The organism is Seohaeicola nanhaiensis (assembly GCF_042654245.1).
Lineage (GTDB): Bacteria > Pseudomonadota > Alphaproteobacteria > Rhodobacterales > Rhodobacteraceae > Seohaeicola_A > Seohaeicola_A nanhaiensis.
In genome coordinates this window covers 253,691-270,724 of the sequence record NZ_JBHSGI010000002.1, presented here as the reverse complement: position 1 = coordinate 270,724, position 17,034 = coordinate 253,691, and the positions used below count along the sequence as shown (strand labels likewise).

16 protein-coding genes are annotated in these 17,034 nt (G+C 65.5%); all 16 read right to left on the bottom strand.

Translation table 11 applies throughout. The features are described 5' to 3' along the window. Window positions 1-2: 2 nt before the first annotated feature. The 16 genes from ACFO5X_RS01500 to ACFO5X_RS01425 all read right to left on the bottom strand — a co-directional run bounded on the left by ACFO5X_RS01500 (window position 3) and on the right by ACFO5X_RS01425 (window position 17,033). Window positions 3-848, bottom strand: coding sequence for a phosphoenolpyruvate hydrolase family protein (locus ACFO5X_RS01500; RefSeq protein WP_380715214.1), 846 nt, complete (start codon window positions 846-848; stop codon window positions 3-5). Beyond that, window positions 848-2,995: an ABC transporter permease gene (locus ACFO5X_RS01495; RefSeq protein ID WP_380715212.1), complete on the bottom strand. Its 2,148-nt coding sequence runs from the start codon at window positions 2,993-2,995 to the stop codon at window positions 848-850. The genes ACFO5X_RS01500 and ACFO5X_RS01495 overlap by 1 nt, the downstream gene beginning before the upstream one ends. Then, window positions 2,988-3,755 (bottom strand): ABC transporter ATP-binding protein, encoded by a 768-nt coding sequence (locus tag ACFO5X_RS01490; RefSeq protein WP_380715210.1) that lies wholly within the window; start codon window positions 3,753-3,755, stop codon window positions 2,988-2,990. The genes ACFO5X_RS01495 and ACFO5X_RS01490 overlap by 8 nt, the downstream gene beginning before the upstream one ends. Continuing rightward, on the bottom strand, window positions 3,752-4,813 hold the full coding sequence (locus ACFO5X_RS01485; RefSeq protein ID WP_380715208.1) for a branched-chain amino acid ABC transporter permease: 1,062 nt from the start codon (window positions 4,811-4,813) through the stop codon (window positions 3,752-3,754). The genes ACFO5X_RS01490 and ACFO5X_RS01485 overlap by 4 nt, the downstream gene beginning before the upstream one ends. A gap of 3 nt (window positions 4,814-4,816) precedes the next feature. Continuing rightward, window positions 4,817-5,827, bottom strand: a complete 1,011-nt coding sequence (locus ACFO5X_RS01480) for a branched-chain amino acid ABC transporter permease (RefSeq protein ID WP_380715206.1) — start codon at window positions 5,825-5,827, stop codon at window positions 4,817-4,819. Window positions 5,828-5,974: 147 nt separating this feature from the next. After that, a complete protein-coding gene (locus ACFO5X_RS01475; protein ID WP_380715205.1) occupies window positions 5,975-6,811 on the bottom strand; it encodes a helix-turn-helix transcriptional regulator in 837 nt (278 codons plus the stop codon). A gap of 168 nt (window positions 6,812-6,979) precedes the next feature. Beyond that, window positions 6,980-7,996, bottom strand: coding sequence for a dehydroquinate synthase/iron-containing alcohol dehydrogenase family protein (locus ACFO5X_RS01470; RefSeq protein WP_380715203.1), 1,017 nt, complete (start codon window positions 7,994-7,996; stop codon window positions 6,980-6,982). Window positions 7,997-8,065: 69 nt separating this feature from the next. Continuing rightward, window positions 8,066-9,328, bottom strand: coding sequence for an ABC transporter substrate-binding protein (locus ACFO5X_RS01465; RefSeq protein WP_380715202.1), 1,263 nt, complete (start codon window positions 9,326-9,328; stop codon window positions 8,066-8,068). 144 nt (window positions 9,329-9,472) lie between these two features. Beyond that, on the bottom strand, window positions 9,473-9,916 hold the full coding sequence (locus ACFO5X_RS01460; protein ID WP_380715200.1) for a hypothetical protein: 444 nt from the start codon (window positions 9,914-9,916) through the stop codon (window positions 9,473-9,475). A 109-nt stretch (window positions 9,917-10,025) separates the two neighbouring features. After that, on the bottom strand, window positions 10,026-11,837 hold the full coding sequence (locus ACFO5X_RS01455) for a M10 family metallopeptidase C-terminal domain-containing protein (protein WP_380715198.1): 1,812 nt from the start codon (window positions 11,835-11,837) through the stop codon (window positions 10,026-10,028). A 150-nt stretch (window positions 11,838-11,987) separates the two neighbouring features. Next, on the bottom strand, window positions 11,988-13,130 hold the full coding sequence (locus ACFO5X_RS01450; protein WP_380716357.1) for an alpha-D-ribose 1-methylphosphonate 5-triphosphate diphosphatase: 1,143 nt from the start codon (window positions 13,128-13,130) through the stop codon (window positions 11,988-11,990). A 71-nt stretch (window positions 13,131-13,201) separates the two neighbouring features. Further along, on the bottom strand, window positions 13,202-13,753 hold the full coding sequence (gene phnN / locus ACFO5X_RS01445; RefSeq protein WP_380715196.1) for a phosphonate metabolism protein/1,5-bisphosphokinase (PRPP-forming) PhnN: 552 nt from the start codon (window positions 13,751-13,753) through the stop codon (window positions 13,202-13,204). Next, window positions 13,750-14,433: a phosphonate C-P lyase system protein PhnL gene (gene phnL / locus ACFO5X_RS01440; RefSeq protein WP_380715194.1), complete on the bottom strand. Its 684-nt coding sequence runs from the start codon at window positions 14,431-14,433 to the stop codon at window positions 13,750-13,752. Before phnL ends, phnN begins: the two co-directional genes overlap by 4 nt. After that, on the bottom strand, window positions 14,433-15,392 hold the full coding sequence (locus tag ACFO5X_RS01435; RefSeq protein ID WP_380715191.1) for a magnesium transporter CorA family protein: 960 nt from the start codon (window positions 15,390-15,392) through the stop codon (window positions 14,433-14,435). Before ACFO5X_RS01435 ends, phnL begins: the two co-directional genes overlap by 1 nt. Before the next feature lie 4 nt (window positions 15,393-15,396). Then, a complete protein-coding gene (gene phnK / locus ACFO5X_RS01430; protein WP_380715189.1) occupies window positions 15,397-16,167 on the bottom strand; it encodes a phosphonate C-P lyase system protein PhnK in 771 nt (256 codons plus the stop codon). Continuing rightward, window positions 16,164-17,033 carry an alpha-D-ribose 1-methylphosphonate 5-phosphate C-P-lyase PhnJ gene (locus ACFO5X_RS01425; protein WP_380715187.1) on the bottom strand — a complete coding sequence of 290 codons (870 nt, stop codon included), beginning with the start codon at window positions 17,031-17,033 and terminating at the stop codon, window positions 16,164-16,166. Before ACFO5X_RS01425 ends, phnK begins: the two co-directional genes overlap by 4 nt. Window position 17,034: the final 1 nt, after the last annotated feature.

Genomic DNA, 17,034 nt, shown 5'->3' with positions numbered 1-17,034 from the left:
TCTCAGCCCTCCCGCGCGGCCGCGTTGCGGCCGATCTGCTTGAATTTCCTGGTCTGTTCCGTCAGTGCCACTTCGGTCGGCAGGCGCTCCATCGAGGAGGCGCCATAGAAGCCGTGGCAGTATTTCGTGTTGCCGAGCACGAAGGCGGCATCGTCGGGCATAGCGACCGGGCCGCCGTGGACAAGAACGATCGCGTCGGGGTTGACCTCGAGCGCCGCCGCCGCCCAGCGGTCGGTCAGGGCGGGGGCCTCTTCCAGCGTGATCCCGGTTTCGGCCCCGATCGAGCCGCCGGTCGTCAGGCCCAGATGCACGACGATGATGTCGGCCCCGGCCTTCGCCATCGCAGCGGCATCGGCCTCGCAGAAGACGTAGGGGGTGGTGAGCAGGTCCTTTTCGCGGGCGAGCGCGACCATGTCGACTTCCAGCTGATACGACATGCCGGTTTCTTCGAGGTTCGCGCGGAAGGTGCCGTCGATCAGGCCAACGGTCGGAAAGTTCTGCACGCCCGAAAATCCGGCGGCTTTGATCTGGTCGAGAAAGCGATCCATGATCCGGAACGGGTCCGAGGCGCAGACGCCGGCCAGAACGGGGGTGTGTCTGACCACCGGAAGAACCTCGGCGGCCATCTCCATCACCACGGCATTGGCGTCGCCATAAGGCATGAGGCCCGCCAGCGATCCGCGTCCAGCCATGCGGTAGCGGCCCGAATTGTAGATGACGATCAGGTCGATGCCTCCGGCCTCTTCGCATTTCGCCGAAAGGCCGGTGCCCGCGCCGCCGCCAATGATCGGGGTGCCGGCATCGCGCATGGCGCGGAACTTCTGCATGAGGGCGGCGCGGTCTTGCATCAGGCTCTCCGTGGCTGGGCCGGGCGGGCGTGGAACGAGCGGAAGGTCTTGACCACGAGGTCGGCGAATTCGGGGTCGTTGATGTTCATCGGCACCCGCACCAGCTGGCGGTTGGCTGTGGTGCGCACGGTCTGTTCCAGCGCCTGAAACAGGGCCTTGTCGGCGGCGGGATCCCAGAAGGGTTGGCCCGGCGCGTCAAGCGCCGAGAGACCGCCTTCGGGCAGGAAGAAACGGACCACGCCGTTCATCCGGTTGAGCTTTTCGCCGATGAAGCGGCCGATGGCGGCGTTTTCCTCGGCGGTGGTGCGCATCAGGGTGATCTGGGGATTGTGATGATAGAATTGCCGGCCCTTGTAGTGGTCGGGTACGGTGTCGGGCGCGTTGAAGTTCACCATGTCGAGCGCCCCGCACGCGCCGATATAGGGCAGGGTGGACCCGGCCATTGCGTCAAAACGCGTCTCGTCGGCGGCGAAGACGCCCCCCGCAATCAAGTCGCACACCTCGGTCGTGGTCAGGTCGATCACGGCCTTCAGGCGACCGCTGGCGTAGAGCGCCTCCATCGCGCGTCCGCCTGAGCCGGTGGCATGGAAGACGAGGCAGTCATAGCTGTCTTCCAACTGCCGGGTGACGGCGGTGACACAGGGCGTGGTGACTCCGAACATGGTGAGACCGATGGCGGGCTTGTGCTCGACGGGCTTGGCATTCTGGCGGGCCTTGACCATCGCAGCGACAGCCTGTGCGGCGTTCGACAACACGTCCCGCGTGATCGAGTTCAGTCCCTGCACGTCGGCCACCGAAGACATCATCGCGATGTCCGAGGCGCCGATGTATTGCGCGGTGTTGCCCGAGGCGACGGTCGAGACGATCATCTTGGGAACGCCCACCGGCGGCACGCGGAATGCGGGCGCGACCAGCGCTGTGCCGCCGGAACCGCCGGCGGCGAGCAGGCCGGCCACGTCGCGGGCCTGGCGCATCCAGCGCTCGAAGGCCAGCGTCATGCCGGTCACCGCGCTGCCGCGGTCACCGGTGAACACTCCCGCCGATCCGCGCGGGTGAAAGCCCGCGATGACGCTGGGCGCCAGTTCCGCGCCCGAGGGTTTGCCCGACGTCGACAGATCGACCAGCGCGACACGCAGCCCCTGGCCCTTGAGAATGTCGCGCATGAAGCGCAGCTCTTCGCCTTTGGTGTCGAGCGTGCCGCAGACATAGACGGTGCCGCTGCGGCTGGCGGTCTGTGCGGGTTCTGGCTCGGTTCGTGCTTCGACGGGGGTCATGGTGCGCGCGGCGTTCAGGATGACGCTGACCGGCACCGGCTGGCTCCACCGTGTCGGCACCTTCGGGTTGACGTTGTAGACCTTGACCATCGACTGCCGCTGCGGCGCGGCTTCGCTTGCTGTCTCCACGTCGTCTGGGGTTTCGTCATGCGCGTGGCGGCCAACCCCCAGAAGCGCCTGCTGCAGATCGCGGTCGGCGGCCAGCAGCCCGGCGTCCATCACCCGGTTGACGCGCCCGTTGACCATGATGGCGACCTGCTCGGCCACCGAACAGGCGACGCCGATGTTCTGCTCGATCACCAGCACGTCGATGTCGCCCTCGCGGCCCAGCCGCTGAAGCATCTCGGCGACCTGGTTGACGATGACAGGGGCCAGGCCCTCGGTCGGCTCGTCCATCACCAGCAGCTTCGGGTTCAGCAAAAGGGCGCGCGCGATGGCCAGCATCTGCTGTTCGCCGCCCGACAGCTGCGCGCCGAGGTTGCTCTTGCGCTCGGCGAGGCGGGGGAAGACGCCGTAGATGCGTTCGCGCGTCCAGGCGCCGCCGGTGGTTCCGACCAGGCGCAGGTGTTCATCGACCGAGAGCGACCGCCACAGCCGCCGCCCCTGCGGCACGTATCCGATGCCCAGCCGCGCCACCTGAGCCGGGCCGAGGCCGGCCAGCGATTGTCCCCGGAAGGTGATCGTGCCAGAGGCGACGGGCACCAGCCCCATGATCGCCTTGCAGAGCGTCGTCTTGCCCATGCCGTTGCGCCCGACCACCGACAACACGCCGTGGCCCAGTGTCAGCGTGACGCCCTGAAGTGCGTGGGATTGCCCGTAATAGACATTGAGGTCGCGCACCTCGAGCGTCGGGGGGCCGCTGCGGTCAGCCATGCGTCGCCCCTCCGAGATAGAGCGCCTGCACCTCGGGATCGTCCTCGATCTCGGCGGGCTTGCCTTCCTTGAAGATGCGTCCGTTGTGCATCATCGTCACCCGTTCGCTGACGCGCAGGGCGACGTCCATGTCGTGCTCGATGATGATGTATCCGACGTGCCCCGGCAGCCCGGTCAGGATGGCGATCAACTCGCGCCGTTCGGTGGGAGAGAGGCCCGCCGCGGGTTCGTCGAACAGGATGAATCGCGGCGCACCGGACAGCGCCATGGCGATTTCAAGCTGGCGTTGCTGGCCATAGGACAGGTCGCTGACCAGGGTGTTGCGGACCTCCTGCAGGTGCACGGTGGTCACCAGTTCCTCGGCCGTCTGCATCAACGCGTCGCTGGCGCGCGGGCGGCGGAACGAGAAACGCCCGCGCGAGACGCCACGGCAGGCGAGGTAGACGTTGTCGAGCACCGACAGGCCGGTGAACAGCAGCGAGATCTGATAGGTACGGCGCAATCCCCTTCGGATCCGTTCCTGTGCCGGGAAGGTGGTCACATCCTCGCCGAAAAAGCGGATGGCCCCGCTGGAGGGAGGGAAGTCGCCAGTGATGCAGTTGAACAGCGTCGTCTTGCCCGCGCCGTTCGATCCCAGCACGGCCCGGCGTTCGCCCGGGCGCACCTGAAGGTGGATGTCCGACAACGCAGCCAGTGCGCCGAACCGCTTGGATACGCCGCGCAGTTCCAGAGCCAGCCCGGTGCCGGTTTCGGCGTTCATTGCCGCTCCTCCCGCGTCCTGCCGGTCAGCGGATCGCGGCGGCCGCGTTCGCGCAGGCGTTCCCAGAGGCCCAGCAGCCCGTCCGGCGAAAAGAACACGATGGCCAGGAAGCAGAGGCCGATCAGCAGTTGGAACCGTTCCCCCGAGAGACCCAACGAGATCAGCACATCGACCGCGAAGGTCTTGAGCAGGACGAAGATGAACGCGCCGAGAAAGGCGCCGATGGGGTGGCGCAAGCCGCCGATGACGGCCACGACCAGCACGTCGATAGCCGGGCCAATGCCAATCGTTCCGGGCGATATCTGCGAGCTTTGCCAGGTGAAGAGGATGCCGCCGATCCCGGCGATCAGCCCGGCAAAGGCATAGGCGGCCACCCGGTGCGCGGTGACGTTATAGCCGAGCGCGGCCATCCGGCGCGGGTTGTCGCGCACCCCCTGCAGCGCCAGGCCGAAAGGCGCGCGGCTGAGGTAAACCACGCTGGCATAGGCCACCACCGCCCAGAAGAGCGCAAGATAGTAGAAGGCGACCGGCTGGCGCCAGTCGACACCGAACAGATGCGGCGGCAGGATGCTGTTGAAGCCTGAGAAACCGTTGAAGAGATCATAGTTCTGCCGGGTGAAGTAGAAAAAGGCCGCGGCGATGGCGAGGGTGATCATGATCGTGTAGATCCCCTCGGTGCGCACGGCCAGCCAGCCGACGCCCGTGGCCACCAGCACCGTCAGCGCCAGCGCCAGGGGGATCGTGATCCACCAGGGCCAGCCCTGCGAGATGGCGGTGATGGCGCTGTCGCCGAAGATCGCGACCATATAGCCGGCAAAGCCCGCAAAGCTCATCTGTGCCAGGCTGACCATGCCGCCGTATCCGGCCAGGAACATCAGGCTGAGCGCGATCATGCCCAGGATGAAGCTCCACCCCATGATCTGGTAGAGCACGAATTCGCCCGCGAAGGCCGGCAGCACCAGCAGGATCAGCGCAAGGATCCAGTAGGCGGGCGGTATGCGCTCGATCCAGTTGCGGTCGCGGGGGTGGGCAGGGTCGAAGGCATCCAGGATGGCCATGCGTCACGCCCTTCCCATCAGCCCTTGCGGGCGGAATGCCAGGACCACGACCATGATGATGAAGGTCAGCACCACCGCGTAGGTCGGGAAATAGACCGAGCCGAACTGCTCGGCGAGGCCGATCAGCAGCGCTCCGAGGGCGGCGCCGGGGATCGAACCCATGCCGCCGACGATGACGACGACAAGGCTGGCCAGCAGGAACCGCGTGTCCTCGCCCGGCGCGACGGACTGGAAGGTGCCGCCGACCACGCCCGCGATACCGGCCAGACCCGCGCCAAAGGCGAAGACCCCGGCAAAGACCAGCTGGATGCGCGCGCCGGTGGCGGACAGCATGTCGCGGTCGTCCACCCCGGCGCGGATCAGCATACCGATGCGGGTCCGGTTCAGCGCCAGCCACATCGCCACGCCCACCACCACCGCCGCGGCGAAGATCACGATGCGCACCATCGGATAGGTCAGATAGACCAGCTCGCCCGAGCTTTTCGCGCCGGTGACAAGGAAGGTTCGCACCGGTCCCGACAGCCAGTCGGGCGGCGAGATGTTGAAGAAGTTGCCGCCAAAGCCCCAGAGCATGAGATCGGCCACCACGATCGATATGCCGATGGTGACGAGGGTCTGGCGCAGGTCCTGGCCCTCCATCCGGCGGAAGACGACGATCTGCAGCAGCACGCCGAAAAACCCGACCACGATGAAGGCGACCGGGAAGGCCAGCAGCCAGTAGCCGGTCGCGCTGGCGGTGTGAAAGCCCACGTAGCCGCCCAGCAGGTAAAGCGTGCCATGCGCCATATTTACGTTGCGCATCAACCCGAAGATCAGGGTGAACCCGCTGGCAACCAGAAAGTAGAGGCCGCCCAGGGTGATGCCGTTGAACAGCGCGTTCAGGAAGATCTTCTTGGACCCGATGGCGTCGCTCAGCCCCTTGGGCCAGATCGCGAAGATCAGCCATAGCAGCACCGCAGCGATCAGGATCAGGATCGCCGACCAGACCGGATGCGCGCTGGCGAAACGCCTCATGGGCACCCCGCCCCGAACCGGGAAATCCCGGTCCCGTTCTTCGCAATGCGGTCTGGCACGTCTTCCTCCCTTGTTCCGAAGCCGGAACATGGGGAAAGTCTAAGGGGTTGAGCGCCTTGGACGCATACCCCAAAGTCTGATCGGGTTTCACATCATCGGAAAAGACGGACGGCTGACATGCGCGACCCGGCGATACTCGCTGGGCGCGATGCCGACGTTGGACGAAAAGAACCGGGTGAAGCTTGCCTGCGAGGAATAGCCGAGGTCAAAGGCGATGTCGGTGATCGATTTCTCGCTGCCCAGCAGGCTGTCGATGGCGCGTTCAGAACGCAGGGTATTCATGTAGACATTGGGCGTGACACCCATGTGCTGCTTGAAAAGCTTGAAGAAATGCGGCCGCGAGAGGCCGACCTGGCGGGCCAGGTCCTCCATCTCGATGCTTTCCCCGACGATGTCCTGCAAGACCCGCAGCGACCGGCGGACGCGGTAGTCGCTGAACCGGCAGGCCGGTTCGCGCCGCTGGGTGGCGCGGCTCCAGGACTGTTCGAAGCTGGCCTTGGTCAATCCGAACAGCAGCTGGTCGAACCCGCGGCTGTCCTCGCTGTCGAGCAGCAGGGCGGTCAGGCGCAGCACCAGCGCGCGCAGACCGTCGCTCAGCTGCAGATGCCGCGCGCCGAACTGCATCGCGTATTCGGCCGAGGGGCTGTTCTCGAGAAACCACATCGGCTTGATATACAGCACCAGGCAAAGGTGCGATTGGCCCTCGGGCACGTGAAAGCTGTGCGGCTCCCATGGGCTGACCGCGACAGCGGAATGCGTGCTGATCGCGACCGCAGTGTCCTCGACCATGACCATGGCATCCGCACCGTCGACGAAGAAGATCAGGTGCCCCTCGCGATGCGCATGGGTGATGATTGTCTTGTCCAGCCGGTAAAGCGCCGCGCGTCCGTATTCGCCGTGCGACACTGCAACTGCGCTACTCACCTCACGATCCTCCCAAATCGTTCGTTGATACGCCTGCAAGAGCCTCTGCACGCCTTCTGGCGGACGCGCCTGATATGCTAGTTAGCAGGCGCGGATGTCGCGCTGACAAGCGATTCGAACAAATTTTCATACCATCGGTCAATTTTCCGGCGCGCGGCGAACGTTGCGCTAATAGGCTTGGGTCAGGACGGCCTCTGCGACGCTTTGAGAAATATCGCGGCGCCCGGCCACCGCCTGGGCCGCGCGCTTGAGGTGATGGGCCGTAAGGCCGAGGTCGGACAGGCGCGCGTGCATCGGTAGCCCGTCGAGGGCGCAGTGCAGCGCGGTTTCGATGTCCGGTCCGCCGCCGCCGATCACCCGGCCCAGCGTGTCGAGCTTGCGGTTGCCCCTGCCGGTCGCCGCGACAATTCCGGGCAGGATCAGCCGGCCCGCGTCGGCGGTCAGCCGGTCGTGGCATTCCGCGGCCAGCGCGCGGGCCAGGATATGCGCGGGGCCGATCCCTTTTTCCTGCGCCATAGCCGCGTTTAGCGCCGCGGCCATCAGTTCGCGCCGGGTGTCGAGATCGCCTGCCTGCGTGGCCACCAGCTGCGGCAGCGCGGCGATGGCGCGGCTCAGCCCGTCGAGCGCCATGCCGTCGGCCGGCGGGTTATAGGCCGCGCCCAGATAGCTTTCGATGCAACGCATCAGTGTCAGAACCGCGGCGCGGAGCAGGGCGCCGGGGGCCGGGGATTGCGTGAGCGTGGGGTCGCAGATCACCACAGAAGGCAGCCCGTCGCGCCAGCTTTCCAGATTGCGGTTACAAGGGTCGGGCAGCCCGTCTATCCCCGGCACGGCAAAGAACGCCGGGCGCGATCCATGCAGTTCGCGCCGCAGACTGCGGCCCATCTCGATGGCGGCGACGCTGCCGAAGGCGACGATGGCATCCACGGCTTGCATCTCTGGCCCATCGGCCATCCGCCGGGCGAGCAGGTCGGTATCGGCGCCCTCGGCGATCTCGCAGGACAGGATATCGGCGCCGGGCGGGATGCCGTCGCGGATGCGGTCGTGAAATTCGGTATTGGCGTGCGATCTGTCCCAGATCAGCAGCGCGGCGCGCACGCGCCCCTTTTCCATCTCGGACCAGAGCGCGTGCTCCATGACCGCATCGGCAAAGTGCACCCGGGTGGGATAGGAAATGAGTGTCATGCCTGTCGCCGCGCAAGGGGGTGGCATCGCCGGGCGGCGCGCGGTCCGCGCCGCCCGGTCTTCAGCGCCTCAGTACGAGGTCTTGCACTCGGGCGTGTCGCGGCTGGGCAGGCCGATGGCCTTGAACTTGTCGAGGTCGAGACCCAGCGACTGGTTCACATTGTCCACCATCGAGACCATCTTGGTCGCCAGCGTGCCATCGGGCTGCTCGACCACCTCGATCACGAAGTTGGTGCCCACCGCCTGGCGGTTGTCGTCGAGAGTGATCTTGCCGTTCGGCGCGTCCAGTTCGATGTTGCTCAGGCAGTCGCGGAACTTGGCCTGGCCGTCGGACAGATCGCCGCCGACCTTGTCCATGCACTGCAGCATGGCGTTGGTGGCGTTATAATAGCCGGTGGCCAGCAACGAGGGGATCGGGAAACGCTGATCCGGCGGGAAGGCGTCCTGATAGGCCTTCACGTATTCCTGCCACTTGGGGTCGTCCCAGGTGTCCGCCTGCGGGCCGGACGAGGGCGTGCCGATCAGCGCCTGCTTGGCCGAGCCTTCCGAGGAGAGAACCGTGCCATCGACCATGATCGAGCCGCCGATGAAATGCGCGTCGCCGCCGGCCTGCTGATACTGGTTCAGGAAGTTGACCGCGTCGCCGCCGCCGAGACCGACATAGATCGCGTCCACGTCATCCGGCAGCGCCGCGATGATCGAGCCGAAGTCCTTGGTTCCCAGCGGCACCCACTGGCGGTCTGTGATCTCGCCGCCCGCTTCGCAGAAGCCCAGCGCGAAGCCCAGGAAGTTGGTGTAGGCAAAGGAATAGTCCTCGGCCACCGAGGCGACCTTTTTCCAGCCTTTGCCGTTGACGACGTAATCGCCCAGGCCGACGCCCCATTGCGCGCCGTCGGTGTTGAAGCGGAAGAAGTTTGGCGAGGGATCGACGAATGTGGTTTCCTGAGCGCCAGAGATGCCGTTGATGAAGGTCACCTGCGGCTGGGTCTTGGAATAGTCGCGGATCGCGATCCCTTCCGAACCCGAGAGCGGCCCGATCACCAGATCGACCTTGTCCTGCTCGACCAGCTTGCGCGCGCCGCGCAGGGCGCTGTCCGGAGAGGCGTCGGTCGATTGGACGACCAGTTCGATCTCGCGCCCGCCGGCCTTGTTGTCGGCCTGCTTCAGTGCGGTCTTGAGGCCGCGCATCCCGTCTTCGCCCAGCACGGTATAGGTGCCCTCTAGCGTGGCGAGCACGCCCACCTTCAGCGGTCCCTGCTGCGCGGTTGCGACGGTCGCCCCGGCGGCGACCAGCGCCATCGCGGACAGCGATCCGTAGAATGCCTTTTTCATCTGAATTCCTCCCTGGTGACACACCCCCCGACCGGGGAAACCGGGCGGCGGTGGTATGTTCCGAGCCTGACCCAAAGCGCGCCGAACCCCGATTTCCGAAAGTGCGTGGGTTTGACCAATCGTCTCTTTTTTCGGCAGGCAGGCCTAGCGCCAGAAGCGCAGCGCGAGGGTCAGGGCCGACACGGCTGCGAAGAGCACGGCAAGGATCAGTGCCAGATACCAGGTCGCGGTAGAGACGCTGACCCCGGCCAGGAACAGCAGCACATATCCGACCAAAGCCAGCAGCAGCGGCTCGAGCAGACGTGTGGGCGTCATCGAGAACATCAGCGCGGCAAAGCGGGCGCCGGCGATCAGAATCAGGCTTTGCGCGATGAGCGTCAGGGGCGAGGTGCAGCGGATCATGTTGCCCAGGGTGATCGACCCGTCCTCGCAGACGTGATCGGAAAAGATCAGCATGTAGACCTTCAGCACCAGCGCCACGAACAGGCCCAGCCCCACCAGCATCTGCGCGACCATTGCCAGCGTCTGCGCCGGCCGTTCCAGCGCACGGGTCAGGGCAAGGGCGGGGTGCTGGGTGTCGCTGTCCATGATGCGGGGCCTTGTCGTTGGTCGATGGTCCCAACCGTCCGGCAAGCGCGGCCACAGATCAATGTCGCGCCGGGGCGCGACATGATGGATCGTCTGAAAATCGCGCGTCTCAGATGATGACCAGATCGTCCCTGAGCTGCGCCAGAGTGGTATTCTCGATGGTCAGAACGTCGCCGCCCCCGAAAGTAAGCACAGCGTCGCCATCTTGCATCGAACCGAAGCGGTTCAGCACTTTCTGAACGCCGAGCGTGCCCTTCCACAGGGTATCATCCAGGCGGATCGTATCGAGGTTGTTGCGGAAATCGACGACGGTGTCCTTGTCATAGCCCTTGGCAAAGACAAAGACGTCCGGCCCCTTGTCCCCCCTCAGCGTGTCGTTGCCCTGCTGACCGTTCAGCACGTCGCGTCCGGCGCCGCCGAAAAGCTTGTCGTTCCCGAACCCGCCGCGCATCACGTCCTTCCCCGCCTGTCCGCGCAGGATGTCGTGGCCGCCGCGTCCGTCCAAAGCGTTGCTCGCCGCATTTCCGAAGACGACGTCGCCCTTGCGCCCGGCGACGACATTCTCGATCACCGTATCGCGGCCGATGATCATCGCGCCCATCACGCCATAGATCGTCGACTGTTGCTCTTCGCCCAGGTTGATCCGCTGGCGCATCGTGTCGGTGCGGAAATCGACCACGTCGCGCCCACCGGTATCCCAGAGCGTGAAGGACAGCGGCTGCCCTCCGGCGATCAGGTTCGAGGCGAAGTCCTTTTTCACCAGCGCGTCGAACACGAGGTCCATATAGTCGCCGGTGTTCGAATTGAACCCGTAGCGGGTGTTCCCTGCATAGGCCTTGACCGGAACGCCGTAGAGATCCTGGATGGCGATCACATCGGCGATCATCGGCGTCATGATCAGCGCGTAATCGGCATTGTCGTTCGTGTTCATGCTTTGATTGATGTACGACATGATCGTCGCGTTCCAGCTGTCGTTCAGATAGAGAACGCTGTCGGGATAGGTCGCCGGTCCGCCCTGTCCGGCATTGTAGTCGCCGGCATGGGCCAGGCCTATCCCGTGGCCGATCTCGTGGACGAGTGTCTGGAACAGATAACTGTCGAGCGTGCCCGGGCCGTTCTCCCAATCCTTGCCGACATTGATGGTCACGGACTGGATGGCGCCGTTGTTCTTGAGTTCGGAACTGGCATAGGCCTTCCCCAGGTCTTCGTCGTCCATCATGATGTCGGCCTGGCCGGTGGTGCGCACGAAGGTCAGCCCCGTTATCTTTTCCCAGGCTTCGAAGGCGTGGCTGACCAGCTTGGCCGCCTTCGCATCCATTGCGGAGTCGTTATAGGTGATCGTGTTCTTGTCCCAGGCGCGGCGCGCGCCGCCGAAGAAGGCCCAGCCGCTGTCGGTCAGGCGATGGGCGATCTGGTCGAGCGTCCAGTAATCCTGCGTGCCAGGCGGGACGACGACTTCGACCACCCCGACAGTGTAGCCGCCGACATAGTCGTGGCCCTGCTCTTCGGCGATGATGAAATAGCTGCCAGTGCGCGACGCCGTCACGGTCAGTTCGGAGACCGCATAATCGAACCCCTGATAGCTCTGGATTTCGTAGGAGTCTGTGACGAGCACATTTCCGTTGTTGTCCGCCAGCGCGAGGAAGGTCTCCATCCATATCGAATACACCTGGATGTGGTAGGTCTTGCCCTGTTCGAAATCGACGCGGATCCAGTCGCTGTCGCGCACCGGGCCGATATAGCCGTTGAAGGTCGAATTCACCGTCATGAAGCCGGTGTCGAAGCGGCCGTGAACCCCGTTTGGCGCATCGAAGAAGCCTTCGTTCCAGACGACGCCAAAACCCGGATCTGCGCCGGGTGCGAATTCCTGATAGAGGCACTGGTCGGCATAGGGCCGGTTCATCGAGCAAATCTGGCACATGGCAATATATCCGCGATAAAATGGGCCTGCGGATGGAACAGGCGTCGGTGGAAATAGGCAGAGTGCCGGAAAATTCCTCCGGCGTCATGGCGACAACCCTACGTCCAACGGGTTAATCCGATCAATTCAATTCTGACCGGTCGCCGGAACTCAACCCACCTGCCGCCCGTGCGACCAGACATTGCGCACCACCGGAAGGTCTGCGCTCAGGCGCACGCGCACCATGTCGGCCAGCATCCCCGGCGCGAGGGTGCCACGATCGTCCAGACCCGTGGCGCGGGCAGGGGTATCGGTAACAGCGGCCACAGCGCGGGGCAGATCACCCCAGAGGTCTGCCAGGCGGAAGGCCGCGGCGAGCAGCGCGCCTGGGACATAGTCCGAGCTCAACACGTCGAGCAGGCCCTCCCGGGCCAGATCTTCGGAGGCGACGTTGCCCGAGTGCGAGCCGCCCCGGATCACGTTGGGCGCGCCCATCATCACAGCGATGTCATGGTCACGGCAGGCCTGCGCCGCCGCGACCGTCGTAGGAAACTCGGCCAGGCGCACGCCGACGGCGGCGCTGGCGGCGACCTGTTCGGCCGTGGTGTCGTCGTGGCTGGCCAGCACCGCGCCCAGCCGGATCGCATGGGCGACCGCGCCCGCCTCGTGGCGCTGGCGCACGCGCTCGCTCAGCGCCTGCTGGCTGGCGACATGGGCCTGAAAGCCGTCCTCGGACAGCCCATGCTTGCCGCAGACATACTGGCGCAGCTTGTCGAGGTCGCGGAACTGCCGCTGTCCCGGCGTGTGGTCCATGATCGACACGATCCCGACCCGGTCTTTCGCGCCGAATTCGTCCAGCTCGTCCAGCAGCGTCTCGGAACAGACTTCGGCCCGCAGGTGCAGGAAGTGGCTGATGCGCAGCGCCCCCCGCGCGCGCATGTCGAGTATCTCGGTAGCCAGCGGCCGCGCGTATTTGCGATAGTTGGTCCGGTTGTTCGACACCACCGACCCGACCCGCAGTGCGTCGAAGACCGTGGTGATCCCGGTCGAGGCAAGCTCGCCGTCATGTGCAAGGATCGCTTGCCCGTGTGGCCAGTCGACCCCGGGGCGCGGCTGGATGTGGCGTTCCAGATTGTCCGTGTGCAGTTCGATCAGCCCGGGCATCAGGATATCGCCCTCGCAGTCGATGGCGCGGGGCAGGGCGGTGTTGCCCGCATCGATCGCCACGATATTCGCCCCGTCAAAGCAGAGCGACCCGCGCACGATCTCGCCGTTCAGCACGATATTCGCGTTGGTCAGAACGGTTTCGGTCATCGCGCTCCCCGGTTTTGGCGCAGCCTCTGACAGAGCCGTATGACGCGTGTGTGACAGATGGGTGAGGGTGGTCATGGCACGGCGGCTCCTTCGGGGGCGATTGTGGCAAGCGCGGCGCGCAGGGCGTCGGACAGCGCGCCGGAATTGTCGATTTCGGTCACGGGAAGACCGGCGGGCAGGGGCAGGGCCGCTCGCGCCAGCCGGCTGCGGATGTCCTCGGGCGTCTCGCGTCCGCGCGCGCCAAGCCGGGCGGCCAGCACCTCGGGCCGGGCGGTCACGTTCAGCACATGCATCCGGGCAAAGCGGCTGGCCGCCTCGGCCAGTTTGGACCGCGAGAGGTTGACGACGGCGTCCTGTCCGCCCGCCAGAACGTCCACCAGCCCGGCGGGGATGCCATAGCGCAGCCCATGAGCCTGCCAGTCGATGACGAAGGCGCCGATGTTCAGCCGGCGTTCGAATTCGGACGCATCCACGGCCTCGAAAGGCTCGCCGCCCGCCTCGGCGGGCCGGGTGATCACCCGGCGCACCACATGCAATTGCGGCGACGCCTTCGCGATTCCCGCAATCAGCGTGTCCTTGCCCGCGCCCGAGGGGCCGACAACGGAAAAGAGCCGTCCGTTCACGCCGCGCGCCCCGGCGCGAAACGGCCGACGTCGATCTCGCGGTCGCAGACCTCGGCTCGGGCAGCCTCGTCGTGGAAGATGCCGATGATCGCCGCGCCGCGCGCCTTGGCGGCCCGGATCAACTCCAGCACCACGGCGCGGTTCGCAGCATCAAGGCTTGCCGTCGGTTCGTCCAGCAAAAGCGCCGGATAGTCATGCACGAAACCGCGCGCGATATTCACCCGCTGCTGCTCGCCGCCGGAAAACGTGGTCGGCGACAGCGCCCAGAGCGGTTCGGGAATGTTCAGCCGCGCCAGCAGGGCGGCCGCGCGGGCGCGCGCCTGCTCCGGGTCCACGCCCAGCGTCACCAACGGCTCGGCCACGACATCCAGCGTCGGTACCCGGGGCACCACCCGCAGGAACTGGCTGACATAGCCCAGAACCTCGCGCCGCAGGGTCAGGATGTCGCGCGGTTCGGCCCGCGCCACGTCAGTGCCCCCCACCAGGATGCACCCCGAGGCTGCGAGATAGTTGCCGTGGATCATCCGCATCAGGGTCGACTTGCCGGCGCCGCTCGATCCGACCAGCGCCACGCATTCGCCGGGTGCGACGGCAAAGGTCGCGCCCTCGATCACCGGAATGACTGCGCCGCCCTGATTGTGCAGGACAAATCGCTTGGACACATCCGAAACCTCGATCATCAGAGCCATCTCCGCCATCTGAAATAGAGCCACGTCGCCACCGCCGAGGCCAACATAAGGGCCAGCGCGCCCGGATAGCCCCAGGGCTTGTCGAGTTCGGGCATGTTGTGGAAGTTCATGCCATAGGCCGAGGCGATCAGCGTCGGCGGCAGGAACAGCGCCGCTACCACCGACAGCGTCCGCACCGTGTTGTTCTGTTGCAGGTTGATCATGCCCAGCGTCGCATCGCTTGCCATGGCAATCCGCTGCGCGAGGAAATCTGCATGCACCGCCAGAGCCTGGATGTCCCGCATCTCGCCCTTGACCAGTTGCTTGAGCGCATGGGCGTCGGCCCGCCCATCGATGGTCTGACCGAAATAGGACAGCATCCGCTCGACCGTCAGCAGCCCGAGGCGGATGCGCGACAGCAGCTCGCTCTCGTGTCCGACCCGATGCAACGCGGCCTGCAGTTCGTCGGGCCCGGCAGAGGTCTCGCTGGGGAAGACTGATGCCGAGATATCATCGACGCTGCGGCCGATCCCTTCGAGCAGGTCAGCAAGCCGGCCCACAATCTCTTCAACCAGTCCGAGGAAGACACGTTCCGGCGTGGTGCAGCCGAGGGCCGCGCGATTTGCCCGCTCAGGGAAAGTTTCGAAGGGACGTGGCGCATGGTGGCGAACGGTGACCAATCTTGACGGCGAGAGCATGAAGGTGACCGGACCGGCCGAGGGCGTCTTGCTGACCGACTGGCCTGGGACCACCACGGTCATGACTTCCAGATCGTCCTCGCGGTAGAGGCGATTGGAAATTTCGATTTCTTCCATGTCCGCCAGTGTCGGCACGTTTACTCCCAGCGCCGCGACCAGCTCGATCTGTTCCGGCATCGGGCGATAGAGGTCGATCCACAGCGCCTCGGCCAGGCCTTCGGGATCGTCGAGGCGAACGAGATGACCGTTGGCCGGGGCATAGGCAAATAGCATTGGGTCACACCTGCAATACAGAAGAGACCAGAAGCTGGGTGTAGCCGTGTTGCGGATCGTCCAGCACCTGGTCGGTCAGGCCCTGTTCCACCACATGGCCGCTCTTCATCACCATAAGCCGGTCGGCCAGCAGGCGCACCACCGCAAGATCATGGGTCACGATCACCGCCGAAAGCCCCATCCGCCGCACCAGGGTGCGCAGCAGATCGAGCAGGCGCGCCTGAACGCTAACATCCAGCCCGCCGGTCGGCTCGTCCATGAAGACAAGGCGCGGACCGGTGACCAGATTGCGCGCGATCTGCAGTCGCTGCTGCATTCCGCCCGAGAAGGCGCGCGGGCGGTCGTCGATCCGGTCGGCTGCGATCTCCACCCGGTCCAGCCAGTCGGTGGCGCTGGCGCGGATCGCGCCGTAGTTGCGCGCGCCCACGGCCATCAGCCGCTCGCCCACATTGCCGCCTGCGCTGACGCCCATCCGCAGTCCGTCGCGCGGGTTCTGATGAACAAAGGCCCAGTCGGTGCGCGCCAGCATCCGCCGCTCGGGCTCGGACATCTTCGCGGTGTCTATCAACCCCCGGTCGCGGGTGTCGAACAGAACCTGCCCCTCGTCCGGCGCGATGTGCCCGGCCATGCAGTTGAGCAGCGTCGACTTGCCAGACCCGGATTCGCCCACGATCCCCATGATCTCGCCCGGGTAGAGATCGAAAGACACATCCGCGCAGCCGATCCGGGCGCCATAGCGCTTGCCGAGGTTTCGGACGGAGAGGAGAGGGGTCATGCGTTCACCTCCGCCTGGGGCGCCGCCATCGCACCGGTGTGGCCCGCCGCGCGCCGGGTTTCGCAATAGTCGGTATCCGAACAGACGAAGAGCCGCGATCCCCGGTCGTCGGTGATCACCTCGTCGAGATAGCTGTCGGAAGCGCCGCAAAGGCCGCAGGGGTGATCGGCTTTGCTGGCCTCGAAGGGATGGTCCTCGAAATCGAGGCTGACCACCTTCGTATGGGGCGGCAGCGCATAGATGCGCTGTTCGCGCCCCGCGCCGAACAACTGGATCGCCGCGCTTTCAAGCCTGGGGTTGTCGAACTTCGGAATCGGCGAGGGGTCCATCACATAGCGGTCCTGCACCAGCACCGGATAGGCATAGGAGGTGGCGATATGGCCGTGCCGGGCGATGTCCTCGTAAAGCTTCACATGCATCAGCCCGTAGTCCTGCAGCGCGTGCATCTTCCGTGTCTCCGCCTCGCGCGGTTCGAGAAAGCGCAGCGGTTCCGGGATCGGCACCTGATAGACCAGGATCTGCCCCTCGGTCAGCGGCGTCTCGGGAATGCGGTGGCGGGTCTGGATCACCGTTGCCTCGGTCGTGCGCGTGGTGGTGGCGACCCCGGCGGTGGCCTCGAAGAACTTGCGGATCGAGACGGCGTTGGTGGTATCGTCCGAACCCTGGTCGATCACCTTGAAGCGGTCGTCGGGCACCAGGATTGCGGCCGAGACCTGCACGCCGCCGGTGCCCCAGCCATAGGGCATCGGCATCTCGCGGCTGGCGAAAGGTACCTGATAGCCCGGCACCGCCAGCCCCTTGAGGATCGCCCGGCGGATCATCCGCTTGGTCTGATCGTCGAGATAGGCGAAGTTGTAGTCAGTCATG